20 protein-coding genes and 1 pseudogene are annotated in these 25,421 nt (G+C 40.4%); 15 read left to right on the top strand and 6 right to left on the bottom strand.

From position 1 onward, the window contains the following. Positions 1–6: 6 nt before the first annotated feature. The 4 genes from HLH18_RS02370 to HLH18_RS02355 all read right to left on the bottom strand — a co-directional run bounded on the left by HLH18_RS02370 (position 7) and on the right by HLH18_RS02355 (position 5,233). A complete protein-coding gene (locus tag HLH18_RS02370; protein ID WP_171527951.1) occupies positions 7–345 on the bottom strand; it encodes a hypothetical protein in 339 nt (112 codons plus the stop codon). A gap of 203 nt (positions 346–548) precedes the next feature. After that, positions 549–2,048 (bottom strand): succinyl-CoA:acetate CoA-transferase ScpC, encoded by a 1,500-nt coding sequence (gene scpC, locus HLH18_RS02365; RefSeq protein WP_171527950.1) that lies wholly within the window; start codon positions 2,046–2,048, stop codon positions 549–551. A 130-nt stretch (positions 2,049–2,178) separates the two neighbouring features. Further along, entirely contained in the window at positions 2,179–3,348 is a 1,170-nt protein-coding gene (locus tag HLH18_RS02360; protein WP_171527949.1) for a thiolase family protein, read from the bottom strand. Positions 3,349–3,451: 103 nt separating this feature from the next. Then, complete coding sequence (locus HLH18_RS02355) at positions 3,452–5,233, bottom strand: acyl-CoA dehydrogenase C-terminal domain-containing protein (protein ID WP_171527948.1); 1,782 nt, start codon at positions 5,231–5,233, stop codon at positions 3,452–3,454. A 638-nt stretch (positions 5,234–5,871) separates the two neighbouring features. Between HLH18_RS02355 and HLH18_RS02350 the strand changes: the two genes are divergently transcribed. Beyond that, complete coding sequence (locus tag HLH18_RS02350) at positions 5,872–6,480, top strand: TetR/AcrR family transcriptional regulator (RefSeq protein ID WP_131287174.1); 609 nt, start codon at positions 5,872–5,874, stop codon at positions 6,478–6,480. 44 nt (positions 6,481–6,524) lie between these two features. On the opposite strand, the gene HLH18_RS02345 is transcribed toward HLH18_RS02350, so the two are convergent. After that, positions 6,525–7,460: a LysR family transcriptional regulator gene (locus tag HLH18_RS02345; RefSeq protein WP_171527947.1), complete on the bottom strand. Its 936-nt coding sequence runs from the start codon at positions 7,458–7,460 to the stop codon at positions 6,525–6,527. 294 nt (positions 7,461–7,754) lie between these two features. On the opposite strand from HLH18_RS02345, the gene HLH18_RS02340 reads away from it, so the two are divergent. From HLH18_RS02340 to HLH18_RS15925, 3 genes are all read left to right on the top strand, one after another. Beyond that, on the top strand, positions 7,755–9,362 hold the full coding sequence (locus HLH18_RS02340) for a GMC family oxidoreductase (RefSeq protein ID WP_171545670.1): 1,608 nt from the start codon (positions 7,755–7,757) through the stop codon (positions 9,360–9,362). Positions 9,363–9,535: 173 nt separating this feature from the next. Further along, complete coding sequence (locus HLH18_RS02335; RefSeq protein ID WP_250852358.1) at positions 9,536–10,537, top strand: aldehyde dehydrogenase family protein; 1,002 nt, start codon at positions 9,536–9,538, stop codon at positions 10,535–10,537. Positions 10,538–10,578: 41 nt separating this feature from the next. After that, positions 10,579–10,965, top strand: a complete 387-nt coding sequence (locus HLH18_RS15925; RefSeq protein WP_250852357.1) for an aldehyde dehydrogenase family protein — start codon at positions 10,579–10,581, stop codon at positions 10,963–10,965. An 86-nt stretch (positions 10,966–11,051) separates the two neighbouring features. Here HLH18_RS15925 and cysK read toward each other — a convergent pair whose 3' ends face one another. Continuing rightward, positions 11,052–12,050 (bottom strand): cysteine synthase A, encoded by a 999-nt coding sequence (gene cysK / locus HLH18_RS02330; protein ID WP_214647242.1) that lies wholly within the window; start codon positions 12,048–12,050, stop codon positions 11,052–11,054. A gap of 266 nt (positions 12,051–12,316) precedes the next feature. On the opposite strand from cysK, the gene plsB reads away from it, so the two are divergent. The 11 genes and pseudogenes from plsB (at position 12,317) to gcvH (ending at position 25,297) form a co-directional block, all read left to right on the top strand. Further along, positions 12,317–14,818, top strand: coding sequence for a glycerol-3-phosphate 1-O-acyltransferase PlsB (gene plsB, locus HLH18_RS02325; RefSeq protein WP_171545669.1), 2,502 nt, complete (start codon positions 12,317–12,319; stop codon positions 14,816–14,818). Between the two features lie 185 nt (positions 14,819–15,003). Further along, positions 15,004–15,296: pseudogene (locus HLH18_RS02320) on the top strand (metalloregulator ArsR/SmtB family transcription factor). A gap of 106 nt (positions 15,297–15,402) precedes the next feature. Further along, positions 15,403–17,136 (top strand): SulP family inorganic anion transporter, encoded by a 1,734-nt coding sequence (locus HLH18_RS02315; RefSeq protein ID WP_171545668.1) that lies wholly within the window; start codon positions 15,403–15,405, stop codon positions 17,134–17,136. 280 nt (positions 17,137–17,416) lie between these two features. Then, positions 17,417–18,610, top strand: coding sequence for a serine/threonine transporter SstT (sstT, locus tag HLH18_RS02310; RefSeq protein WP_131287185.1), 1,194 nt, complete (start codon positions 17,417–17,419; stop codon positions 18,608–18,610). A 32-nt stretch (positions 18,611–18,642) separates the two neighbouring features. Further along, on the top strand, positions 18,643–19,317 hold the full coding sequence (locus tag HLH18_RS02305) for a YoaK family protein (protein WP_171545667.1): 675 nt from the start codon (positions 18,643–18,645) through the stop codon (positions 19,315–19,317). 14 nt (positions 19,318–19,331) lie between these two features. Next, the gene (locus HLH18_RS02300) at positions 19,332–19,868 is read left to right on the top strand and encodes a DUF2058 domain-containing protein (RefSeq protein WP_171545666.1); all 537 of its coding nucleotides are present in this window, start codon (positions 19,332–19,334) and stop codon (positions 19,866–19,868) included. Between the two features lie 244 nt (positions 19,869–20,112). Beyond that, complete coding sequence (locus tag HLH18_RS02295) at positions 20,113–21,384, top strand: mechanosensitive ion channel family protein (protein ID WP_171545665.1); 1,272 nt, start codon at positions 20,113–20,115, stop codon at positions 21,382–21,384. Between the two features lie 24 nt (positions 21,385–21,408). Next, positions 21,409–23,262: an ABC transporter ATP-binding protein gene (locus tag HLH18_RS02290; protein WP_171545664.1), complete on the top strand. Its 1,854-nt coding sequence runs from the start codon at positions 21,409–21,411 to the stop codon at positions 23,260–23,262. Further along, positions 23,262–23,711 carry a MaoC family dehydratase gene (locus tag HLH18_RS02285; RefSeq protein WP_171545663.1) on the top strand — a complete coding sequence of 150 codons (450 nt, stop codon included), beginning with the start codon at positions 23,262–23,264 and terminating at the stop codon, positions 23,709–23,711. The genes HLH18_RS02290 and HLH18_RS02285 overlap by 1 nt, the downstream gene beginning before the upstream one ends. Before the next feature lie 111 nt (positions 23,712–23,822). After that, positions 23,823–24,851 carry a helix-turn-helix transcriptional regulator gene (locus HLH18_RS02280; RefSeq protein ID WP_171545662.1) on the top strand — a complete coding sequence of 343 codons (1,029 nt, stop codon included), beginning with the start codon at positions 23,823–23,825 and terminating at the stop codon, positions 24,849–24,851. A gap of 71 nt (positions 24,852–24,922) precedes the next feature. Then, positions 24,923–25,297: a glycine cleavage system protein GcvH gene (gcvH, locus tag HLH18_RS02275; protein WP_171545661.1), complete on the top strand. Its 375-nt coding sequence runs from the start codon at positions 24,923–24,925 to the stop codon at positions 25,295–25,297. Positions 25,298–25,421: the final 124 nt, after the last annotated feature.

Genomic DNA, 25,421 nt, shown 5'->3' with positions numbered 1-25,421 from the left:
CAATGATTATTTTGCTTTTTTATAAATTGAGCCTGAACCCACCAAATTTCCGGTTTTCTCGTCAATCGCAAAATCAACCACACCGGCACCTGCATTCACCTCAAGTAAACCATTCTTGCTGACTGAGGCAGGAACAGGATTTTTCTTTTCCGTTTTACCGGTTGCTTTGTCTTTTAATGTATTGGTAATGAAATAATTGTCACCATTTTTGCTAATCTCGAGTGAATTTTCAAGTTTTGGATTTTCTAGGGTATTTTTCCAAGTGCCCTGATAATCTGGTGCTTTGGCACAAGCAGTTAATAGAAGTAATAACGTGATTCCTGAAAAATATTGAATATATTTCAAAATGTTGACCTTGAGTATTGCAAAGCGGTCATTATAGAAAAAACAATCTTTCGGTTAAGCGGGTTCTTGTTGGCAAACCGTTTCAGCAGTACGGCATCTGTTTTGCTTTCGTCATTTTTTGAAATTTATATCCACATTTCATTCATAAAAATGAGAAAACCCATCATTTGATGGGTTTTCTCATATTCTAGCTAGACGTGATCTTATGCAGTTTTTTGCATGCTACCTGTTTCTTCAAATTTTGCATGCCAAGACAAAGCTTCTTGCAAAATATGCGGCGTGTGTCCGCCCTTTGCACAAGCACGGTCAAAATAGTCGTTTAAAGCTTCGCAATAGCTTGGATGTGCACAGCAGTCAATAATTTTACGGGCACGTTCACGCGGTGCCAAGCCACGCAAATCTGCCAGACCTTGCTCTGTCACCAATACATCAATGTCATGTTCAGTATGATCGGTATGACTGACCATTGGAACCACCGATGAAATTGCACCACCTTTAGCAATCGACTTGGTCACAAAAATTGCAATATGCGCATGACGAGTAAAGTCGCCTGAACCGCCAATTCCGTTCATCATTTTGGTACCGGTGACATGGGTCGAATTTACGTTGCCGTAGATATCAAACTCAAGTGCCGTGTTAATCGCAATAATCCCTAAACGGCGGATGATTTCAGGATTATTGGAAATTTCTTGCGGACGTAGCACAATCTTGTCTTTGTATTGTTCAAAGTTGCTCATGACACGCTTGGCACAAGCGTCAGAAAGCGTCATTGAACAACCTGAAGCAAAGGTCATTTTTCCAGAATCAATCAAGTCGAAAGTACAGTCCTGTAAGACTTCCGAGTACATTTCCAGATGATGGAAGTTTGAATGCTCAAAGCCCGAAAAGACTGCGTTGGCAATTGAACCCACACCTGACTGTAATGGACCTAGATTTGCCGGCAAGCGCCCTGCTGCCACTTCATTCTCAAAGAATTGAATCAGGTGTTGGGCAATCGACAAGGTGTCGCTATCGGGTTCATCCATATTGAAGGATGTATCAGGAATATCATTCAGTACAATCGCGGAAATCTTTTCCGGACTCACCTGAATGCCGATTGTACCTATACGATCGCCGGCGTGAATCAAGGGAATCGGTGCACGGTTTGGACGGGCTTTGGGCACATAAATATCATGCACACCTTCAAGTACAGGATTGATTGTATTATCAATTTCGATAATGACATGATCAGCCATTTCAATAAAGTTAGCCGAGTTACCGCATGAACCTGTTGGAATAATCTGACCATCTTCTGTAATGGCAGTTGCTGCAATGACAGCCACATTAATACGCGGTAAATTATGATGACGAATGTTATCTGCCATTTCAGACAGATGCTGATCGATATACATCACTTCGCCGGCGTTAATGGATTTACGCAAGCCCGGATCGGCTTGATAGGGATAACGACGTTGAATGGCATGCGCTTCATTTAAACGGCCATCAATTTTATTGCCTAAACTTGCACCAGTTGCCAGGGTGATTTTTAAAGGATGTTGCTGAGCATAATCAGCCAAAGCCAAAGGGACTGTTTTGGCTTCACCGGCACCACCAAAACCACTTAAACCCACTACAGCACCGTCTTGAATCAATTCAATCGCTTGTTGAGCAGACATTATTTTGTCGCGAAGGGAGACTAAGCGAATGCGTTCTAAACCATTCATAATAAAAATCTCAAAAAATACACATATTGTTTACCACCATCCCAGCACGCTGAAATGGTGGCTTTTATTGCTTATCGCATCTGTTCGTTATTGATGTTCTTAATAGCAATGTTTTTTTAATAAATAGAGTTTAGATCAGTTCAACCGCAACCGCAGTCGCTTCACCACCACCAATACATAAACTGGCAATCCCTTTCTTGCCACCAGTACGTTTTAACGCGTGAATCAAGGTCACAATAATACGTGAACCCGATGAACCCAGTGGATGTCCGAGTGCACACGCACCACCGTTCACATTGACCTTGGCTTCGTCTAAATTGAAAGCATCCATAGCCGCCATGGTCACCATCGCGAAGGCTTCATTAATTTCCCAAAGATCAACTTCTGCAGCAGTCCAGCCAGTTTGCTTTAAGACTTTCTCAATTGCGCCTACGGGAGCAATACTGAATTCAGAAGGATGCTGAGAATGGCTGGCATAAGCGAGAACTTTAGCAACGGGTTCAAGTCCACGTTCAGCTGCAATTTCTTCCGAAGTAATCACCAATGCAGATGCACCATCGCTGATTGAGCTGGAGTTTGCCGCTGTAATGGTGCCATCTTTTTTAAACGCTGGACGTAAAGTCGGAATTTTGTCTGCTTTGGCATTCAGTGGTTGCTCATCTTGCTCAACCACCACATCGCCCTTACGGCTCGATACGGTTACAGGCGCAATTTCAGCCTTGAAATAACCATTATTAATGGCAGTCACGGCTTTATTTAAAGAGCTGATCGCAAAAGCATCTTGTTGCTCGCGGGTATAGCCTTTTTTATCTGCCATTTCTTGTGCAAGGATGCCCATAGAAAGACCGGTTTCTGCATCTTCCAGACCTTCCTGGAACATGTGGTCTGTGGTTTTACCATGTCCCATACGGTAACCGCTACGTGCTTTTTCCAGTAAATATGGTGCATTACTCATGGATTCCATACCACCGGCAACCACAATTTGTGCAGAACCGGCTTTAACAGCATCGGCAGCTTGCATCACCGCTTTCATACCCGAACCACAAATTTTGTTGATGGTGGTCGCACCGGTAGAATCAGGTAAGCCTGCCTGGCGCATGGCTTGACGTGCCGGACCTTGCTTTAAACCCGCAGGTAAAACACAGCCAAAAATCACTTCATCAATATCTGTAGGCTGTAAGCCTGAACGTGCCACCACTTCTTTAATGACCACTGCGCCTAAATCGGGTGCGGTACATGCAGAAAGTGCACCTTGAAAACCACCCATCGCTGTACGTACACCATTCACAATAACAATCATTTTTTCCATCCTAATTTATAAATTTTGTTGTTTGATATGAGCAGAAGACCCTGCCCATATCATTTCCTTTTATGCAAGTAGAGGTTAAACCCAAGTGCTGAGCTTAAGATTGAGCAGTAAAGTAATCTTCTGGCAATTGCATCATCAAGTTTGAACCGGCTTTAATTTGGGCAATATGTGCAGTTAAGCCAGGTAACACTTTCTCTGCAAAGTACTGCGCCAAAATAAGTTTGTTTTGATAGAACGCTTCTGTTTTAACTTGAGCCGCCTGCGAAATTTTCGCAAACATATAGCTGAAGCTAAGTAAGCCCACAGCATGCAAGTAATTTACCGCAACACCATTGGCAAAATCAGCTGCGCCTTTCGCCTGCTCCAAAATGAACTGGGTAATCGCTTCCACTTCGGTACACGCGTTTACAGTCGCGGCTTTAATCGCCAGTGAATCATCCAGTGTAGCGACAAATTCACGAATTTCAGTGATATATTCAGCCATATTCGCACCATTGTTGCGAATGGTTTTACGACCGATTAAATCCTGCGCCTGCACACCGTTAGTGCCTTCATAAATCTGTGAGATCCGCAGGTCACGAACGCACTGTTCCATGCCCCATTCACGGATATAACCATGACCACCAAACACCATTTGTGAATCAAGTACAGCATTCAATGCCGTATCGGTTAAATAGGCTTTGGCAATTGGGGTTAACAACGCCACACGGTCATTGGCTTTTTTAACCGCTTCAGCATCACTCGAAAATTTGGTGATATCCAGTTGCTGACCGACATAGACCGCAAATGCACGCGATGCTTCATTGTTAGCACGACCGTTAAGCAACATACGACGCACATCACCGTGTACCAGAATCGAATCGGCTGGTTTCTCTGGTGATTTCACCCCTGTTGCACTGCGGCCTTGTAGACGGTCTGTCGCATATTGCGCCGCATTCTGATAGGCAAACTCAGATGCGCCTAAACCTTGAATCCCCATAGACAGACGTTCATAGTTCATCATTACGAACATGGCTGCCAGACCTTCATTTTCTTTACCCACAAGAAAACCTTTCGCAGCATCAAAGTTCAACACGCAAGTTGCAGAACCTTTAATCCCCATCTTGTGTTCAATCGAACCGGCACCCATGCTATTGCGTTCGCCCAATGAACCATCTTCATTCACGAGGAATTTCGGCACGATGAATAACGAAATACCGCGTGAACCTGCAGGTGCATCCGGTGTTTTAGCCAGTACCAGATGAATAATGTTTTCTGATAGGTCATGCTCACCACTGGTAATGAAAATTTTGGTTCCGCTAATGTCATAAGAACCATCTTCATTGCGTTCAGCTTTGGTTTTAATAATGCCTAAATCAGTCCCTGCATGCGGTTCAGTCAGACACATGGTGCCTGACCATTCTCCAGTATAAATTTTAGGTAGATAGGTTTGTTTTTGCTCTTGAGAGGCGTAGTTGTTCAATGCCATGCCTGCGCCCACAGAAAGTAGCGGGTAAAGCATAAACGAGGGATTGGTCGCCCAAATCATCTCATCGGCAAGCACCGTCAGCATTTTCGGCATGCCTTGGCCGCCCCATTCTTCTTCCGCACCCAAGCCAATCCAGCCGCCTTCTGCATATTGTTTAAATGCTTCTTTAAAACCTTTAGGCGTAGTCACAACACCATTGCTAAATTGAGCACCGCCTTCTTCATCACTTGAGCGGTTTAAATCCAGAATCACATTTTTAGAAAATTTTGCCATTTCTTCTAAAATGGCATTGGCCGTTGCCATGTCAATGTGGGCTAAGTCGTCATTGCCTTGCCAAAAATCTTCAGCCTTAAATACATCATTTAAAATAAAATCCATGTCTTTAAGAGGTGCGTTATAAATAGGCATATTGCTTTCCTTGGGTGAAGACTTCACATTGAATATTGAAGTGCTTTTTTAAGTTGTAAGAACCTAAACTGAAAATAACGAGCTTTATTTCAACCCATATATATTTAAATAAAATTTGGGCGTTCAAACCGGCTTTCAATATCCATCAGGAGAAATGGCATTGAGCTAAAATCCAGTTTGAAGGACAGCCCCATAAGGGTTTAAGAGTTAAAATGTGTTCATCATCTGATGTTCACTCGAATGTTTGCTGAATAAAACATCTTTTCTGTAATTGACTTTGAATTGAACGATTCATCCTAAAACCTAATCTTTAAATATACGGTTGAAATACTGTTTGATCAGCACATTATTCTGTTTGCGTTTAATCGGTGATTTCACGTTTCAGCGCAAAAAGACAATAAAATAATTATGGATCAATTGGAATTTTATTGGCGATTATTGACCTCTCAGGTTCTCATTTATTGACTTTTAATTTTCGCTATGCAATTGAGAGCTATCAAATTCAGAATAGGGTTAAATATAAATATCTATTTTAAATATTAATTTTTACCCATACCCGACAATGGTGGAATGGTCATCACGATTTTATGGGTATATGTTGAAGGCGCTTTTTTTAATGTCTGCTTGGGACGATTGCAATGAATACAGTACGCCAACAAAATTTTCTATTACGTAAAGAGAAAATTTTAGCCATGGCAGAAACGCTGTTGCTGGATAACAATCAGGATATTACGCTTGGAGAGTTAGCCTCTGAACTGGATATTGCCAAAGGTACAATTTATAAGCATTTTAAAAGCAAGAATCAGCTGTATTTAGAATTGATTATCTTGAATGAAAAAAGACTGTTAGAAATTTCAAAGAAATATAAAAATAATATTAAAACCTATGTCTCCCAGTACATGCTTTACAACATGTTAAATTCCAACCGCACGATTTTATTACATGTGATTGAAGACCGGTTAACCAATAATGAAAGAAAATTAAAAGAATTATTTGAAGAATTATATCAAGTCCGTGAAGAACGGATTATTGAAATCAAAGACATGACCGATGAATATTTAAAATCATTAGATAGCGCCATGTCGATTCGCGATTATTTATCTTATATCTGGACGGTGACTTATGGTGCCTCGTTATTACTCAATTCCACCCATTATCAAAAATCCATTGGTTCACGTGAACGCTTAATCAAGCTGTATATTAATCAGGCGCTCATGACTCCGGATAAAATTTCTTCGGTGGATTAATTCGGTAAGTTACTAATAATCCATGATTGAGCTGGGGGTTCTGATTAGTGATGAATGATTCCATGAGCTGAACCATCGAGTTCATTCATTTGACTGAATAATTCATGACACATCTGACGCAGCCATTGATGGCTGGTTTTATGATGACAAGACATATGCCAATATTGTTTAACCGCATAGGTGGGAAAGGTAATCGGTGCTTCAAAAATTTGTAAATTCCCACGCGACAATAAGACCTCACTTAAATAATAAGGCACTGTCGCAATTGCATCGGTTTCCTGAACCACCAGCCCGACCCCTAAATAGCTCGGTAAACGCATCAAGATATTACGTTTTAATTCTAAATTTAACAGCTCATTTTCAATATGGTAATGCCCCATGCCTGCATCAATATCAATATGCTGTTCACTAATATATTGTTCCGTGCTTAAACGGTTTCCACTCAGCCTTGGATGATCCTTGGAAGCAATCACCACATAATATTGCTCAAATAATTTTTGCTGATAAAAACCGTTTTCCAGATTCGGTAAAAAACCAATGGCTAAATCAATTTCCCCATTGGCCATTTGATAACTGGTTTCAGAAGTAATCGCACGCACATTCAAGCGAATATGGGAGGCATGTTGTTTTAAATACTGGGAAATTTTAGGCAATAACACCAAATGCGACACATCGGTCATGGCAATGGTAAATTTTTGCTGCGAGGTCGACTGATCAAAATTAATGGTGAAATTGTTAATGATCTCAACCTTACTCAGCGCCTCACTCACCAAGGGGAAAAGCTGTTTGGACAGTTCGGTCGGCACCATCTCGTTGCCAATTCTTAAAAAAAGCGGATCGTTATAATGCTGACGGATTTTATTCAGGATATTACTGACCGTCGGCTGGCTCATCGCCAGATATTCAGCTGCAACTGAAACACTTTTATATTTATAGATATAAAGAAAAACACTGAGTAATTTACAGTCAAGTTCAAACACGAATCAAAATCCCTGATCTTCTATTTTTAAAACTGCTATATCATCTGCTTTTTTCGACCTATTTCCAATGTTCATTTATATCGAATATGGCATGCAATTGTAATTAAATTGATACTTGATCATATACGCGTGACTAAGAATTAAATATTTTTTATTTATGAATCAAGCTCTAAACTGTATATCTTTTCGTCTAAGGCTTCGGTAAGATCAGTTTCAATAGGTGATAAAAACAATAGAAATATCACTTAAAACAAAAATGACATTCAAGAATAAATAACAGGAACAAGGTCCTCTATGGAAAACCAGACGTTTGATTATATTGTCATTGGTGGCGGCAGTGCCGGTTGTGTATTGGCGGGGCGTTTATCCGAAAATCCAGATATTTCAGTGTGTTTATTAGAAGCTGGCAGTCATGGCAATACATGGACGGTGAATACACCCGCTGCAGCCGTGATCAGCATACCCACAAAAATCAATAACTGGGCCTTTGAAACCGTGCCGCAAAAAGGTCTGAATGGCCGTAAAGGCTATCAACCACGCGGGAAATGTTTGGGTGGCTCATCTGCCATTAATGCCATGATTTATGTGCGTGGACATCAAAAAGACTACGATCAATGGGCAGAACTCGGCAATCACGGTTGGAGTTATCAGGAGGTGCTGCCCTACTTCATTCGCTCGGAAAATAATCATGATATTGAAAATGAATATCACGGCAATACCGGGCCATTGTCGGTATCGAATTTGCGCACTGACAGCCCATGGCATGAGCGTTATATTACGGCAGCCAAAGAACAGGGTTATAAAATTCTGGATGACTTTAATGGGGCGGAACAGGAAGGTTTAGGCGTGTATCAAGTCACGCATATTAACGGTGAGCGCTGTAGTTCAGCACGTGCCTATTTATTTCCGCATTTGCAACGCCCCAACCTGACCATTTTCACCCATGCATCCACGCAGCGCATTTTAATTGAAAATCAGATTGCGGTTGGCGTCGAAGTTAAACATGCTGGTCAAATCAAACAGCTGCGTGCCAATAAAGAAGTGTTGTTAAGCGCAGGTGCGATGCATTCACCGCAGATTTTAATGCTTTCCGGTATTGGCGATGAAAAAGAGTTGTCTGAGCATGATATTGAGGTGACTCAGCATTTACCGGGTGTCGGTAAAAATTTTCACGATCATCCCGACTTTATTTTTAGTTATACCGTCAGTGAGATTGCCGGCACTTTTGGCGTGTCACTGGCCGGTACGATCGATCTGGTGAAACAAATTTCGCGCTATCGTAAAGAACGCCGTGGCATGCTCAGTACCAATTTTGCCGAATGTGGCGGCTTTTTAAAAAGTACGCCTGAAAAGGACATTCCGAATTTGCAGCTGCATTTTGTGGTGGCTTTGGTGGATAACCATGCCCGCACTTTCCATGCCAGCCACGGTATTTCCTGTCATGTTTGCCTGCTGAATCCGAAAAGTCGCGGCAGCATTAAAATCAGCGGTCCAAGCATCGATGATCCTTTGCTGATTGATCCGAATTTCTTTGATCATGAAGATGATATTGAAGATATGGTTAATGCCTATAAATTAACGCAACAACTGATGCATTCACCGGCCTTAAAAATGCTGCATAAAAAAGATCTGTTCTGTGCTTCGGTCAAAACCGATGATGAAATTCGGCATATTTTGCGTGAACGTGCGGATACCGTGTATCACCCGGTCGGCAGCTGTAAAATGGGCATTGATGAGATGGCCGTGGTTGATCCGCAGCTTTGCGTCTATGGCATTGAAAATTTACGTGTAGTGGATGCCTCCATCATACCGAATGTGGTCAATGGCAATACCAATGCGCCAACCATCATGATTGCTGAAAAAGCGGTGGATATGATACGCAACAAACAATTGCACGCTTAATTCAAACAGCAAGCTCAATTTATTCTCACCTCACTTATAGTGAGTTGATGATGTGTTTAAACTCGGCATGTAATATTTCTAAAAAATTCAAAGTTATAAGCAAAGTGAGAATAACCAAATCATAATCAAAAATTCAGGTTATTCTCTCTCACTACAGGCAAAGGATATGCAAGATGTTGAATCACAAAATGGATCAAAATACAGATCAAAATATCTCGATCGAATTACAGCAATTATTCGAGAAACAACAACAGGCATTTACTGAAAACAGTTACCCGAGTCTAGAGCAGCGTAGACAGCATCTTAAAACCTTGCAGCAATTGATTCTGCAGAATAAGACCGAGATTAACGTAGCGATTAGCCATGATTTTTCCAATAGAAGTCATTCTGAAACTGAAATGTTCGAGGTCATGACCAGCGTACTCGGCATTAAATATGCGTTAAAAAATCTCAAAAAATGGATGCATCCCAGTAAACGTCATATTGGTATTCTTTTCCAACCTGCGACAGGTTATGTCTTATATCAACCGGTCGGTGTGGTGGGGATCGTTGTGCCATGGAATTATCCGCTGTTTTTAGCCATTGGCCCCCTCTGCCAAGCCCTTGCTGCAGGAAATCGGGTCATCTTAAAAATGAGCGAATATACGCCTGAATTTTCTGCACTATTCAAACAACTGATTGCGCAAGCCTTTCCGGAAGATTTGGTTAGTGTGGTCAATGGTGATGCAGAAGTTGCACAGAAATTTACTCAATTACCTTTTAATCACATCTTATTTACCGGTGCCAGTGAAGTCGGTAAACATGTCATGCGCGCAGCAGCCAATAACCTCACGCCAGTGACGTTGGAACTCGGTGGAAAGTCTCCGGCACTGGTTTTAGCCGATGCCAATATTCGTGAAAGTGCACGACGGATTGCCTTTGGCAAAGCCATGAATGCCGGACAAACCTGTGTTGCGCCCGACTATGTGCTGATTCCTGCGCAATTGCAGGCCCAATTTATTGAAGAATATGCCACAGCGATTCAGGAGTTTTTCCCAAAATTAGCCGATAACCCTGATTACACCGCGATTATTAACGAGCGACAGCTCAATCGTTTAAATCGCTATCTTGAAGATGCAACTGCAAAAAATGCGACTGTTAATGTCATTACCGCCCCTCTTCAGGACGACGTTTAGCACATTATGTTTTAAGCAATGTCACAGATGATATGCAGGTGATGCAAAATGAAATTTTTGGCCCCTTGTTGCCGATAGTGACTTATCAACAGCTTGATGAAGCGATTAATTATATTAATCAAAGACCGCGTCCTTTGGCTTTATATTATTTTGGTTATAACAGGCAAGAGCAGCAAAAAGTCCTCATGCAAACCCACAGTGGCGGTGTTTGCCTCAATGAAACCTTGGTTCATGTCGGACAGGAAGATTTACCCTTTGGCGGTGTAGGTACATCGGGACTGGGCAATTATCATGGCTATGAAGGATTTGTTACCTTTAGTCACGCGAAAGCCGTGTTTAACCGACCTAAATTTAGTTTGATGCGATTGTTCTATCCGCCTTATGGCACATTTATTCAAAAACTGATTTTAAAACTGTTTATCCGTTAAGGTTTTGTGATTCATACAGACTGAATAAAAAAGGCTGAAGATCAACTTCAGCCTTTTTACTTATCATCAGAAAAATTCGTGCCGCATTAATCGGCAGAAATATCTTCAAACAATACCGAAGATAAATAACGCTCACCCGCATCCGGTAAAATCACCACAATGGTTTTTCCGGCATTTTCAGGACGTGCAGCTAATTGAGCTGCCGCTGCCATTGCTGCACCACTTGAAATACCGACCAAAATGCCTTCATGAGTCGCGGTTTTACGCGCCCATTCAATCGCTGCTGAACTTTCAATCGCAATAACTTCATCAACCAAATCTAAATCCAGATTTTTTGGAATAAAGTTTGCGCCAATACCCTGGATTTTATGCGGTCCCGGCGTTAATGGCTCACCACGTTTAGTTTGTCCAATAATCGGTGATTCCGCCGGTTCAACAGCAACCGAATAAAGCGGCTGATTTTTGACCTGCTCAAAATAACGTGAAATACCTGAAATGGTACCGCCTGTTCCTACACCCGAAACTAAAATATCAACTTTACCACCGGTTGCTTCCCAAATTTCAGGACCCGTAGTTTGCTCATGAATTTTAGGGTTGGCCGGATTTTCAAATTGTTGCGGTAAATAATACAGTTCCGGTTGCTCAGTGGCTAAACGCACTGCTTCATCCACTGCACCTTTCATTCCTTTAGCCGGTTCAGTCAGGACCAGATTTGCGCCAAATGCCTTTAAAACTTTACGACGTTCAACACTCATACTTGCAGGCATGGTTAAAGTGATATCATAACCTTTTGCAGCCGCTACGAATGCAAGTGCAATCCCGGTATTGCCACTGGTCGGCTCTACAATATGCATGCCAGGTTTAAGCAAACCTTTTTCTTCAGCATCTCTAATTAAAGCGGCACCGACACGACATTTCACAGAAAATGCAGGATTACGGCTTTCAATTTTAGCCAGTACCGTTGCAGCTGAAGAAATTGAGCGATTAATACGAATTAATGGAGTGTTGCCAATAGATTCAGCATTATTGCTATAAACCGCAATGCCTAAATTATTTGGTGTTGGAAATGCAGAATCTGTACTCATTTTAACTCCTTGAGCGATCTTTTGATTTTAAAGTCATGCCTTTTATCATAAGCCATTTAGACCCTGAAGATAAGATTTTCTATTCCATTTTTTTTCGCCTTAAGCATATATTTAAGCCTAAAAAACAAATATTTTTTCACATCCTCACCGCTGGGTTTTCTTAAATAGTTACAACTTAAATGACTTATTTGTCGTCAATAAGATTTGTATTTATCCTTGTTATTGCACACAATATCAAGCAAATGAAAACTGATTTAGGGAATACAATGTCTAATAAGGGTTATAGCCGATTCTATCGACAATTTACGCAAAAGATTCTAGATAAAATCGTGACACCTCAAGTCTTAGGCAATACTGAAGAATTAGAAAAAACCATAGAACAGCAACTCGATAAAAAAATAATTTGTTATGTTTTACAAGATGCGTCCATTAGCAATACCGTCATCATTGATACTGAAGCCCAAGCACGAAAACTACCTTCGGTTTTTACACCGTTAAGCATTCAGGAGTTTAAAGAAGATGACTCCATTCTGGCTTTAAATGTACCGAGTTCCAAAAATGAGGCCTACCATTATTCGGCAAAACTCATTCGACTAATTGAAGCTTTGGAAAAATACCCTGAATACGATATTGAACTGGTACCGGTAACCGTTTTATGGGGACGCTCACCTGAATATGAAAATTCCTGGTTTAAAGCTTTATTTGCGGATGCATGGGCGACCCCATCCAAACTAAAACAAGCCTTGAATATTTCATTATATAGTCGTGAAAACTACATTGAATTTCATAAGCCGATTTCGCTTAAAGCAGCCATTGAAAAAGCCAAAATTGAATATCCAAACTTTTCTCCGGCACATTCGATTGTCAAAGAACTCAATACAAATTTTAATAAACACAAAGAAGCGATTTTAGGACCCGATTTATCAGACCGTCGCAATCTCATTAATAAGTTAATGAAAACCGAAACGGTTCAAGATGCGATTCGCAAAGAAAGTATTGATCATAAAATTAGTATGTTTGAGGCGGAAAATCGCGCTAAAGGTTATTTAACCGAAGTGGTTTCTGATTTTTCATATTCCACCTTACGTTTTGCGGAACTTGCCCTGACCAAGTTATGGACGCAACTTTATGATGGTATTGAAGTGCATAATTTCGATACGGTGCGTGAATTAGCCAAGGATTATGAAATTGTCTATACCCCATGCCATCGCAGTCATATCGATTATTTATTGCTCTCTTACGTAATTTTTAACCGTGGACTCATGGTTCCACACATTGCCGCGGGAATTAATTTAAACCTGCCTATTGTGGGTCAAATCATGCGTGGCGGTGGTGCCTATTTTATTCGCCGTACGTTTAGTGGCAATGAGCTTTATACTTCTGTTTTTAAAGAATATTTACACAGTCTTTTATCGCGTAACACGCCTTTGGAGTATTTTATTGAAGGTGGACGTTCACGTACCGGATTATTATTGCCGCCTAAAAAAGGCATGCTTTCGATGACAGTACAAAGTCATTTACGCGGTGCGACCAAACCGATTGCTTTTATTCCGACCTATTTTGGTTATGAAAAGCTGATGGAAGGCACCTCGTACTTAAATGAACTGAATGGCAAACCTAAGGAAGCCGAATCGATCTGGGGTATTTTAAGTTCAGCACGTAAAATTGAAAAAGTCTTTGGACAAGTCCATGTTAATTTTGGTGAACCCATTTTTCTGGATAAAATTTTAACCGCCAATCACGCAGATCAAATTAAATTAAATATTAATGATGAATTACCTCAACCTGTCGTTCAAACCGTGAATCAGGTTGCGAGTTCAATTTTAGAAAATATTAATAAAGCGGTTGTGGTTAATCCTATTTCACTGATCTCACTGATTTTACTCAATGTTGAAAATCATGCTTTAAGTGAACATGATTTAATCTCGCAGATTGATCAATATCGTCAATTATTAAATGACACAAAATACGATTCCAGAATGATGATGACGGAATTATCCAGTGCTGAAATTATTCAATATGCTAAAAAATTAAAACAGGTTGAAACGTTTAATCAAAATAATGAAAACTGGATTCGTGTGGCTGAAAGCCAAAAAATTCTGTTAAGTTATTTTAGTAATAATATTTTGCATTGTTTTATTGTTCCTGCATTAATTGCCATGCTGATTCAATCTTATAAAAAGATCTCATGTCACTATTTAATCGATAACGTTAAAAATATCTATCCCTATTTTAAAGAAGAGTTTTTCTTAAAATGGAATCTCGATGAACTAGAAAATGAAATTGGATTAATTTTAAATAGTTTGGAACAGTTAGGCTGGATTGTTCAGCAAGACAACACGGTATCCATTGCATTAGATGAACAGATGCAAAATAAGCTGTTATCACTTGCTCATCTATCCAGTTCTAGCCTGAATAACATGATTATGATTTCAGAATTGCTCAAGCAGTATGCTCCAACTCAAGCGCTGAGCATGAAAGAGTTAGAGAAAATGGGTAAAGTAGTATTGCAAAAACTTTTCCAAACTCAAAAAATCCAATCTGGCTATTATTTTGACAGTGCGACCTTAAAAAGCTTTATTTCAATACTGAAACAAAACAGCTTATTAAATATTCAGGATGATCATTTTGTGTTGAGTGATGATTTTGAAGAAAAAATATCGGCCATTTTCAATTGGTATGACCTGGATACTCGTCAAGCCATAATCGAAGCACTTCATTTTAATGAAAAAGAATTAAAACAATTTAAGCAGCCGGCTAAAAAATAAGTTCCGCATTTTTAGCGCTGAAATAAGGCATGGAGTTAAAACTCCATGCCTTATTTTTATTTATATAAGAATATTTGATATTTAGCTTCATTAAAAACCATTGAAAATATTCCTTTTTCCTCATGTATTCAATTATGCAGCCCTTATACTGCGTATATGACTGATGAGTAGTATGGAAATGCTGTATGAACACCGATCTTGAAATTGCCTCTATGCATGATTCTGTCGATATCGTTGTCACGATATTAAAATCACTCGCCAATACAGATCGCCTACTTATTTTATGTCATCTTGCTAAACAAGAACTGAATGTTTCGCAATTAATCAACCCACCTTATCTCAACAGCTGATGATGTTACGCAAAAGTGATGTGGTTTCGACCCGCCGTGATGGCAAACAGATTTTTTATTCGATTAAGGATGAAAAAATGGTGCGGCTGTTAAATACTTTATATGATTTGTATTGTCCTAAAATATAATTTAATTAAATGAATATCAATTATTTATATTAGTCATTTGAATGACTTAAGACTTGTTAGCATTTTTTATGCATAATATATCTAAAATAGTGATTTAGTTTTAGATATGTCAGATTTAAAGACTCGCTTAACGACGTTATTGCCCGCTTGGCAATGGCTGCAAAAATACAATCAAGCCAAATTTAAATCTGACCTGCTTTCTGCACTGATTGTCATTGCAATGCTGGTTCCGCAAGGTATGGCCTATGCCATGCTTGCAGGCTTACCACCTATTATGGGCTTGTATGCCAGCATTCTGCCGATGATTATTTACGCCATGGTCGGTGGTAGCCCTACGCTATCAATCGGTCCGGTTGCCATTATTTCCATGATGACCTTTGCCACTTTAAATCCACTATTTGAAGTCGGTTCTCCGGTTTATATACAAGCCGCCTGTCTGCTTGCGGTGATGGTCGGGGTCATTTCATTATTGCTCGGAATCTTTAGATTTGGCTTTCTGATTCAACTGATTAGCCATCCCGTGATTAAAAGTTTTATTATTGCTTCCGCTTTGCTGATTGCATTAGGTCAATTCAAATTTCTGGTCGATGTACCCTTAGAAGCCAATAATATCCCTCAGTTTTTACTCAGTTTTTGGCACTATATTCGTTATAGCAATATTCAAACCTTTATTTTTGGCATTCTTGCATTAGTGTTTCTTATCTATCTGCCTAAAGTTTTAAGTTCCAATGCGGTTACAAGCCGCATTGGTTCTACAGCATTTCTCTCTAAAGCATTGCCTTTGGTACTCGTGGTTGTTTCAATTGCTGCGGTTTATTTTCTTAATTTACAAGAAATCGGCATTAAAACTGTTGGAGAAATTCCTTCAGGATTTCCCCCTATTACTATGCCATTTTGGAATTTGGACTTGGTCATCACCTTATTACCGGGTGCTGCGATGATCGCCATGATTAGCTTTGTCGAGTCTTTATCCATCGCACAAGCCACTGCATTACAACAGCGCAGTCATTTAAACAGCAATCAGGAACTGGTGGCTTTAGGTTTAGCCAATTTAAGTGCTGGTCTGAGTTCTGCCTTCCCCGTCACAGGCAGTTTATCTCGAACTGTGGTAAATGCGGACTCTGGTGCTAAAACGCCACTGGCAGGTGTGATGTCATCACTGCTGATTGTTCTGGTCAGCCTCTATTTTACTGGATTTTTCCGTGATTTACCTTTAGCCATCTTGGCTGCAACCATTATTGTTTCCATCTGGAAACTGGTCGATTTCAAACCTTTTATTGAAACCTGGCGTTATTCAAAAGCCGATGGTATCGCCATGTGGATTACTTTTTTTGGCGTGATCTGCATTGATATTACGACCGGTTTAATTATCGGTATTGTCTCCACCTTTATCCTTTTATTGTGGCGCATCAGTCGTCCGCATATTGCAGTGATTGGTTTAGTTGAAGGTACGCAGCATTTTAGAAATGTGCAACGTCATCAGGTACTGACCTCTGCCAAAGTTATTTCCCTGCGTATTGATGAAAATCTTACCTTCTTAAATACCAATACCTTTAAGGGTTTTTTAATTAATGCAATCAGTCCCTATGCTAATTTGGAACATGTGGTGATTAACTGTTCCAGTATTAGCGCAATTGATTTCAGTGCTTTAGAAATGCTGGAAGATATCAATGCTGAATTTAGAAAACTTAATATCAAATTGCATTTTTCAGAAATCAAGGGTCCAGTGATGGATAAATTACAGCATTCAAAACTGTTAAAGCATTTAAGTGGTCAGATTTATTTGTCTCATTTCCAGGCCATGCAGCAGCTTTCACCTGAAGTTTTTTTAAATGAATGAGATAAATACACAACTATAAATCGATCCAGCCTATTCACAATCATGGACTGGATTAAATCTAGTTCATGATTGTGAATAAATGAATCACTTCTAGAAAAAATTCCGACACAATATTTGATTTTTTTGAGTTGAAAAATATTTAAAAATAAAAATATCAACTTTAAAAATAAGTAGTTAGTTTTTATATAAAAATTATTTTTTAGCAGCAACTCTTTTAGGTATAAAATGGTGAGCATATTTGTGAATTTTTTAGTCCTCGTATTTGTAACAAGGCACCTTTATGTTTTCTGCTTTAATGCGTTTGAGTTTAGTCTCCCGAATTATTATCGCCATTATTTTAGGTATTGGTGTTGCTGTTTTGTTCCCTAATGTGGCTCCTTATTTAAGCCTGTTGGGTGACTTGTTTATTAAAGCTCTTAAATCTGTTGCACCTATATTGGTTTTTGTGCTGGTTTTATCGTCTATTGCGAATTTTAAAGTCGGACATAGCGCTAAGATCAAACCGATTATGGTGATGTATAGTGTGGGGATGTTATTGGCTGCATTAAGTGCAGTAATTGCCAGTATCATTTTTCCCAGTACCTTGTTTCTGGATATCCCTGCAAACACAGACTTGCAACCGCCAGGTAGCCTGATTGAAATCTTAAAGAACCTTCTTTTAAGTTTTGTGGCGAACCCTGTTGTAGCGATTAGTGAAGCGAACTTTATTGGTATCTTGGCGTGGGCTGTTGCTTTGGGTGCTGCATTCCGTCATGCCAATGACACTACAAAAGTGCTGCTCACCGATGCTGCAAATGCCGTAAATACAGTGATTCGTCTGGTGATTAATTTTGCCCCTGTCGGTATTTTTGGTCTGGTTGCTGTCACCGTTGCAGAAGCGGGATTAAGTACCTTTGAAAGCTATGCACAATTATTGGCTGTGCTGATTGGCACCATGTTTTTTGTGGCATTGGTGGTTAACCCAATCATGGTGGCATTTGTTACCCGTGCAAACCCCTATCCGCTGGTTTTACAATGTCTACGTGAAAGCGGGATTACCGCCTTCTTTACCCGTAGTTCGGCTGCAAATATTCCAGTGAACCTGGATTTAGCCAAACGTTTAGGCGTGAGCGAATCTACAGCGAGTGTAGCTATTCCGCTCGGTGCAACGATTAACATGGCGGGTGCCGCAGTCACCATTACCATTCTTACCTTAGCCACGGTCAATACTTTAGGTATTTCGGTTGATTTCACCACCATGCTGGTTTTATCTGTGCTTGCAACCGTTTCAGCATGTGGCGCATCGGGTGTTGCCGGTGGTTCTTTACTGCTTATTCCAGTGGCGTGTGGCTTGTTTGGCATCAGTTCAGATATCGCCATGCAAGTGGTTGCCATTGGTATGGTCATCAGCGTTTTGCAAGATTCGACTGAAACTGCATTAAATTCTTCTACAGATGTGCTATTTACTGCTGCTGTTGACCGCGGTTTAGATTAAGATAGTCATTATTAAGATTTTTTTATGACGTCATGCCTCTTCAAACTTTACCGCTTTGGGTTCAATTAGGTGCTTTTTTTCTTGCAATGAATGCAGGAATGATTAACGTCCTCGGACTGATTACCGTATTACATCAGTCCGTTTCACACATGACCGGCAATGTCAGCATGTTGGCCATGGCTTTGCTGCATTGGCATCCTGAACAGATCCTCTACTTGAGCTTGGTTGTCCTATGTTATGTGATCGGCTCCTGTTATAGCGGATTGATACTGGGAAATAGCCACTTTAGCTTAGGACGCCGTTATGGTTACCCTTTAAGCTTGGTGGCTTTTTTTATTGTGCTGTGCTGGTTTTTATTGCCCTATTTCCCCCGTTATGCCCTGCTTTGGGCATGTGCGGCGATGGGGGTACAAAATGCCATGATCAGCCATTACAAAGGTGCGATTATCCGAACCACCCATTTGTCTGGTGTTTTGACCGATTTGGGCTTAGCGTTAGGTTATCGCTTACGTGGCTTAGATGTAGATCGCAGACGGATTATTCTCCATTTAGCCATTTTATTTGGATTTTTCATGGGTGGCTTAGTTGCCAGCATGATTTATCCTTATTTAAAATTAAATTCATTCCTTGTCCCTGCGCTGTTAAGCTGGATGCTTAGCGCCGTATATTGGGTTATTTATTTTCGTTATCGACGTAGTCAAGAGTAGTTTCGGAATTTATTATGGTCAAAAATGCATTACAGGCTCAATTGCTAAAAGCCGGTTTAGTCGATAATAAAAAGGCTAAAAAACTGTCTAAACAGGCGGTTCATGAGCAACGTACTGGACAAAGCAACGAAGCCGAATTGAAAGCGAAAATTGCGCAAGACAAGCAAGAGAAACTCGCGAAAGACCAAGCCTTAGATTTAGAGAAAAAACGTCTTCTGCAAGGCAAAGAATTAAAAGCTGCCATTATCCAAATGATCAATCAGCACAAAATTCGCGACATCGATGGCGAAGTGGCTTATCAATTTATTGACGAGAGTAAAATCAAAAAGATTTATCTGAATCAGCAAATTTATAATGCGCTGGTTTCAGGTTCATTGGTGATTGCCAAAGAAAGCGAAAGTTATGCGGTTTTGCCTAAAGCTTTGGCAGATCGTATTAATGACAAAATGGAAGGCTTCATTATTGTCAATAATTCTGAAAAGAATGAGCAAATCACCGATGAAGAAGATCCATACGCAGCTTATGTGATCCCTGATGATTTGATGTGGTAAGTTCAGCTTATCTTTTTATCTTTAATTAAAAATAACGATGTCAATATGCGTATTGGCATCGTTCCAAAATTAAAAATAAGATGGAATAAAACTCCAAAAAATACTCGCTGCCTGATTGCAACATGACACAAGGTCGTTAATTCAGTTTGGGTTCATGTAGCTAAAACGTTATCTTGAGCGATGATTAAAACATAACTATATAAACTATAAAGAATTTTTAAATTTCTATATTGAGGGTGCAGTTTTGCAGCATTTTGCTTTTATCCAGAATATTCAAGATTGGTCAGATCAATATCCATGGTTGGAAATGCTGACCTCTTTAAGTATCTTGATTTTACTGGCAGTTCTTGCAAATTTTATTGCCAAGCAGGTGGTGGTTCGGGGGATTCGCAAGCTTGTCTCCAAGATGAAGTCGGCGAATTCGAGTATTTTTGCTGAACATAATGTTATCCGCCGTATTTCCAACATTGTGCCTGCAATTGTGATTATGAATGGTATCGTGACCGTTCCGCACCTTTCAGAAAAAATAGTCACCTTTATTCAAATGGGCGCGCAAGCCTTTATTTTCCTGACCCTGGCGCTAGCCATCAGTGAATTTTTAAGCATTTTCAATCTGATTTATCAACGTAATCCAAAATCAAGAAATAAGCCGATTAAAGGCTATTTACAGCTAATTAAGCTGATTATCTTTATTGTCTGTGGCTTGATGATTTTAGGCACGTTCCTGAAAAAAGATGTCTTCACCTTGCTCGCAGGCTTTGGTGCCATGGCGGCTGTTCTGATGTTAGTGTTCCAAAATACCATTCTGTCTTTAGTTGCTTCAGTGCAGATTTCATCTTACGACATGGTGCGTATTGGCGACTGGATTGAAATGCCGACCCTGAATGCAGATGGTGATGTCATTGATATGTCATTACATACCATTACCGTGCAGAACTTTGACAAGACTTTTACCACCATTCCGACCAATAAACTGGTGACGGATACCTTTAAAAACTGGCGTGGCATGGCTGCTGCCGGTGTACGCCGTATCAAGCGCTCTATCTATATTGATCAGAGTAGCGTGCATTTTATGACAGAGCATGAACAGCAAAAACTTAAAGAGTTTTTATTGCTCGATCAATACTTGAATACCAAACATAATGAACTGGAAAGCTTTAATCAGCAATTGTCGAATCAGGCTTCATATAATCAGCGCCGTTTAACCAATTTAGGGACATTTCGTGCCTATATCGAGTTTTACTTAAAACAGCATCCCGGCATCGCACAAAATCAGTCTTTAATTATCCGCCAATTACAACCGACCAGTGAGGGTTTGCCACTGGAGATTTATGCTTTTACAAATACCACTGTATGGAAAGATTATGAAGCGATACAATCAGATATCTTTGATCACCTGATTGCGATTATTCCAGAGTTTGGTTTGAAAGTGTATCAGGCTCCTTCCGGCGCAGATTTCAAGCAATTTTCCCCTGTTTCAGCACCGGTAGCAGAACAAAGTGATCCATCAGTTTAAGTTTTAAATTAAAGAGAATGTTATATGTTGCAGTGGTTTGAAAAACTTGTTGATCCTTATCCCACCAAAGGTTTAAACGAACCACTTCCAACGCGCTTTTTCCCTTTTGTCTGGCAAGCGGCAAAAGGCGTTCGCCGGTATTTGCTGTTGCTGGTGTTATGTACCGCAGGCGCTGCAAGTTTTGAAGCCATTCTTTATTCAAAAATTGGCGATTTGGTCAACTGGTTGAGCAAGAGCCAACCTGAAACATTTTTAGCAGAACATACGCAAAATTTGACCCTTTTGACCTGTATTTTGCTGGCCAATATTTTATTCGCCAGTATGCAGTCGATTATCAAGCATCAAATTTTATACAGTTCCTTCCCGATGCGCCTGCGCTGGCGTTTTCACAACCTGCTTTTGCTGCAAAGTCTGGATTTTTTCCATAATGATTTTGCCGGCCGTTTATCTGCCAAAGTCATGCAAACTTCGCTTGCGGTACGTGAGTTCTGGGTAATTTTGGGTGACATGCTGGCCTATGTGCTGATTTATTTTGTCACCATCAGTTTTGTTCTGGGCGCAATTTCCCCTCTGCTGATTTTGCCACTTATGCTGTGGTTGGTGCTGTTTATTACTGCTGCCTGCTATTTTATTCCACGCTTAAGCAAAATTTCCAATAAACAGGCTGATGCACGTGCGGTAATGACCGGTCGTGTAACCGATGCCTATACCAATATTCAAACGGTAAAACTGTTTGCCCATGCGGGTCGTGAAAGTCAGTATGCCAAAGAATCCATGCAAGGCTTTATGATCACGGTGTATAAGCAAATGCGCTTAGGGGTTCGGTATGAAATCAGCATTAATTTACTTAGTGTGGTTTTATATGTCGGTGTTTTAGGGACAGCGATTTGGCTGTGGATCAATGGGCAAGCTCAGCTGGGTATTATTGCTGCGACTACCGCGATGATCTTAAAGCTCAACAGTATTGCTGAATTTATGATGTGGCAATCTTCGGCTTTATTTGAAAATGTCGGTACCATTCAAGACGGCATGAAAACCATGGGGCGCCCGATTAGCATCCAAGACAAGAAAGATGCTCAGCCCTTACAAGTGCAACACGGTGAAATCAAATTTGAAGATGTATGTTTTGCCTATAACAATAAAAATGTCATTGATCATTTAAATTTAACCATCAAACCCGGTGAAAAAATTGGCATTGTTGGCCGTTCCGGTGCCGGTAAATCCACCCTGATCCAATTGCTGCTGCATTTTTACACACTGAACCAAGGTCGTATTTCGATCGACGGTCAAAACATTGCAGATGTGACTCAGGATAGTTTGCGTAAAAGCATTGCCTTGGTGACGCAAGATACCTCTTTATTGCACCGCACTGTGGCTGAAAATATTAAATATGGTCGCCCACATGCAAGCGATGAAGAAATGTTTGAAGCTGTTCGCAAAGCTAAAGCAGAAGATTTTATTCCGCAACTTACCGACTTACGCGGTAAAACCGGTTATGAAGCCTATGTGGGTGAACGTGGGGTCAAACTCTCGGGTGGACAACGTCAACGGGTTGCCATTGCGCGGGTATTTTTAAAAGATGCGCCAATCTTGATTTTAGATGAAGCAACCAGTGCTTTAGACTCCGAAGTTGAAGCTGCAATTCAATCCAGTCTAGATGATTTAATGGAAGGTAAAACTGTTATCGCCATTGCCCACCGTCTGTCGACCATTGCCCAAATGGATCGTTTAGTTGTACTGGATGAAGGGAAAATTGTGGAACAAGGCACGCATGATGAACTTGTCGCCCTGAATGGTATTTATGCGCATTTGTGGCAAAGACAGACCGGCAGTTTTTTGATAGAACAACAAGCATTGAAGAAAAAGGAAGCGCATTAATGCTGTATTTAGAAGATATAAAAATCGGTGATCGTTTCATCAGTCGTGAATATGAAATGACCTTGGAAGAAATCAAGCAATTTGCGCATGCGTATGATCCGCAAGTTTTCCATACCGAGGAAGATCAAGCTAAAGAGCACCCTGTTTTTCAAGGAATTGCAGCCAGCGGCTGGCATACCTGTGCTGTGACCATGCGTTTATGGACAGAATGTTTTCCGGTGGCTTATGGCCTGATTGGTTCAGAATCGAACCTGCGCTGGCCACGACCAACTCGCCCTGGCGATAAAGTTCATGTTGAAGTTGAAATTGTTGCGATTACACCATCAAAAACCAAAACTGACCGCGCTATAGTGAGCTATGTTACCCAGGCATTGAATCAAAATAATGATGTGTTACTGATTTCTACAACGAAAATTGTGGTCTTTAAAAAGGAATTTAAACCTGTTTAATTGAGGGACTTTGAACAGGTTGTCGAACAATTTTAATAGGATGCTGTTTCTTTTCATGCCAATATGAAAAATTAACAAATAGAAAAAACGACTGAGTGCAATGGATAGCGCATGAAAACGATTTCTCCAAGACAAGATCAAGGAATACCCGGAGTTTACGGTCTGCTCCTTTTAGATGTGGTGTCACGTTGGGGCTACAATGCAGAAGCATTGTTTACCCCTTTTCATTTAAGCAGTGAGCAGTTGGCAGAGCCAAATTTTCGTATTCCAACGCCTGTTGCCAATGAACTGGTTAAACACGCATTACGTTTAACCGGTGAACCGACGCTGGGTTTTCATTTGGGTACCCAAATGCGAATTTCCATTCATGGTTTTATTGGCTATGCCATTATGACTGCGCATGATATTAGCGATGCCTTGGTCTTAGCCAACCGTTTTATTCAGCTCCGTCTGCCCTTTTTACAGCTTTATTTTTCTACCTTTGGTGACAAAGCTACCCTGCAATTGCAATGTGATTTTGAGATTGAGCCTTTAAGAACTGAAATTGCAATTGCTTTGACCTTTGGCATTATCAGCATGGCAAAAGCCTTGACTGGATGTGATGAATTATCTGGCGAGATTGATTTTGACTTCCCAAAACCGCCCGGTTTTGAGCGTTATATGGCAAAATTTCCATCGCATACTTTCCGTTTTGAACAACCCCATTTATTGTCTAGCTTTGATAAAAAATACCTGAGTTTAAAAATGGTCAATGCTGATCCTCTTGCCAGCCAGATTGCAATTAACCAATGTGAAGCTGAACTCTCGGCATTAGGTGAACGCCGTCGTTTGTCCATGCGGGTACGTGATATTTTGACCAATTCAGAACAGCATTATTTAAGCATCGAAAATGTCGCTGATCGACTGCATATGTCGGATCGGACTTTAAAACGCCAACTGGCCGCTGAAGGTACCTCATTTTCAACCCTCGTGGACGAAGTGCGTTATCGTCACGCAACCTCGCTGCTTTCCCGAACCGATTACACCTTAGAGCTGATTGCAGATGAACTGGGCTATAGTGATGTGGCCAATTTTAGTCGTGCTTTTAAACGCTGGAGTGGTCGCAGTCCAAGCAATTGGCGTAAAGATCCTTACTTATAAACTTTTGTTTTTATCAAAAAACCTGTATAAAACATGGCAAAAATGATTTGAATATTTTAAAGGAGTCATCCATGAATCACCCTTCAGAATTAAAGTACGCCAGTACGCACGAATGGGTCAAAATTGAAGGTGATCTGGTTGTTACCGGTATTTCCGACCATGCACAGGATGCTTTAGGGGATTTGGTCTATGTGGAAGCGCCAGAAGTAGGTCAGAAAATCACCGCTGGTGAACAAGCGGGTGTGGTGGAGTCGGTTAAAACAGCTTCTGATATTCATGCCCCTGTTTCAGGTGAAGTGGTTGAAGTGAATCCAGCGCTTGAAGATGATCCGGACTTTGTCAATGATGATCCGTATGGCAAGGGCTGGATTTATAAAATCAAGCCAAACAATATGGCAGATGTCGAAAAGTTACTTTCAAGCAGTGAATATGAAGCAGGTTTATAATCCTGTTGTAAATAAAAAAATCAGTCTTTAGGGCTGATTTTTTTATTTCAGGTAATTTTAATTTAAAAAAATCATTCCAAAATCATAATATGATATTAAGTACCAATAAAAATACCAATATTGA

The sequence above is a fragment of the Acinetobacter sp. ANC 5414 genome (genome assembly GCF_013004295.1).
Lineage (GTDB): Bacteria > Pseudomonadota > Gammaproteobacteria > Pseudomonadales > Moraxellaceae > Acinetobacter.
This window is presented reverse-complemented; position numbering and strand designations above follow the sequence as displayed.

Excerpts from the sequence above, each read along its gene's own strand:
- scpC (WP_171527950.1), bottom strand. The coding sequence starts at position 2,048 with ATGAATGGTTTAGAACGCATTCGCTTAGTCTCCCTTCGCGACAAAATA.
- HLH18_RS02360 (WP_171527949.1), bottom strand. The coding sequence starts at position 3,348 with ATGATTGTTATTGTGAATGGTGTACGTACAGCGATGGGTGGTTTTCAA.
- HLH18_RS02355 (WP_171527948.1), bottom strand. The coding sequence starts at position 5,233 with ATGCCTATTTATAACGCACCTCTTAAAGACATGGATTTTATTTTAAAT.
- HLH18_RS02350 (WP_131287174.1), top strand. The coding sequence starts at position 5,872 with ATGAATACAGTACGCCAACAAAATTTTCTATTACGTAAAGAGAAAATT.
- HLH18_RS02340 (WP_171545670.1), top strand. The coding sequence starts at position 7,755 with ATGGAAAACCAGACGTTTGATTATATTGTCATTGGTGGCGGCAGTGCC.
- HLH18_RS02335 (WP_250852358.1), top strand. The coding sequence starts at position 9,536 with ATGTTGAATCACAAAATGGATCAAAATACAGATCAAAATATCTCGATC.
- HLH18_RS15925 (WP_250852357.1), top strand. The coding sequence starts at position 10,579 with ATGCAAAATGAAATTTTTGGCCCCTTGTTGCCGATAGTGACTTATCAA.
- cysK (WP_214647242.1), bottom strand. The coding sequence starts at position 12,050 with ATGAGTACAGATTCTGCATTTCCAACACCAAATAATTTAGGCATTGCG.
- plsB (WP_171545669.1), top strand. The coding sequence starts at position 12,317 with ATGTCTAATAAGGGTTATAGCCGATTCTATCGACAATTTACGCAAAAG.
- HLH18_RS02315 (WP_171545668.1), top strand. The coding sequence starts at position 15,403 with ATGTCAGATTTAAAGACTCGCTTAACGACGTTATTGCCCGCTTGGCAA.
- sstT (WP_131287185.1), top strand. The coding sequence starts at position 17,417 with ATGTTTTCTGCTTTAATGCGTTTGAGTTTAGTCTCCCGAATTATTATC.
- HLH18_RS02305 (WP_171545667.1), top strand. The coding sequence starts at position 18,643 with ATGCCTCTTCAAACTTTACCGCTTTGGGTTCAATTAGGTGCTTTTTTT.
- HLH18_RS02300 (WP_171545666.1), top strand. The coding sequence starts at position 19,332 with ATGGTCAAAAATGCATTACAGGCTCAATTGCTAAAAGCCGGTTTAGTC.
- HLH18_RS02290 (WP_171545664.1), top strand. The coding sequence starts at position 21,409 with ATGTTGCAGTGGTTTGAAAAACTTGTTGATCCTTATCCCACCAAAGGT.
- HLH18_RS02285 (WP_171545663.1), top strand. The coding sequence starts at position 23,262 with ATGCTGTATTTAGAAGATATAAAAATCGGTGATCGTTTCATCAGTCGT.
- HLH18_RS02280 (WP_171545662.1), top strand. The coding sequence starts at position 23,823 with ATGAAAACGATTTCTCCAAGACAAGATCAAGGAATACCCGGAGTTTAC.
- gcvH (WP_171545661.1), top strand. The coding sequence starts at position 24,923 with ATGAATCACCCTTCAGAATTAAAGTACGCCAGTACGCACGAATGGGTC.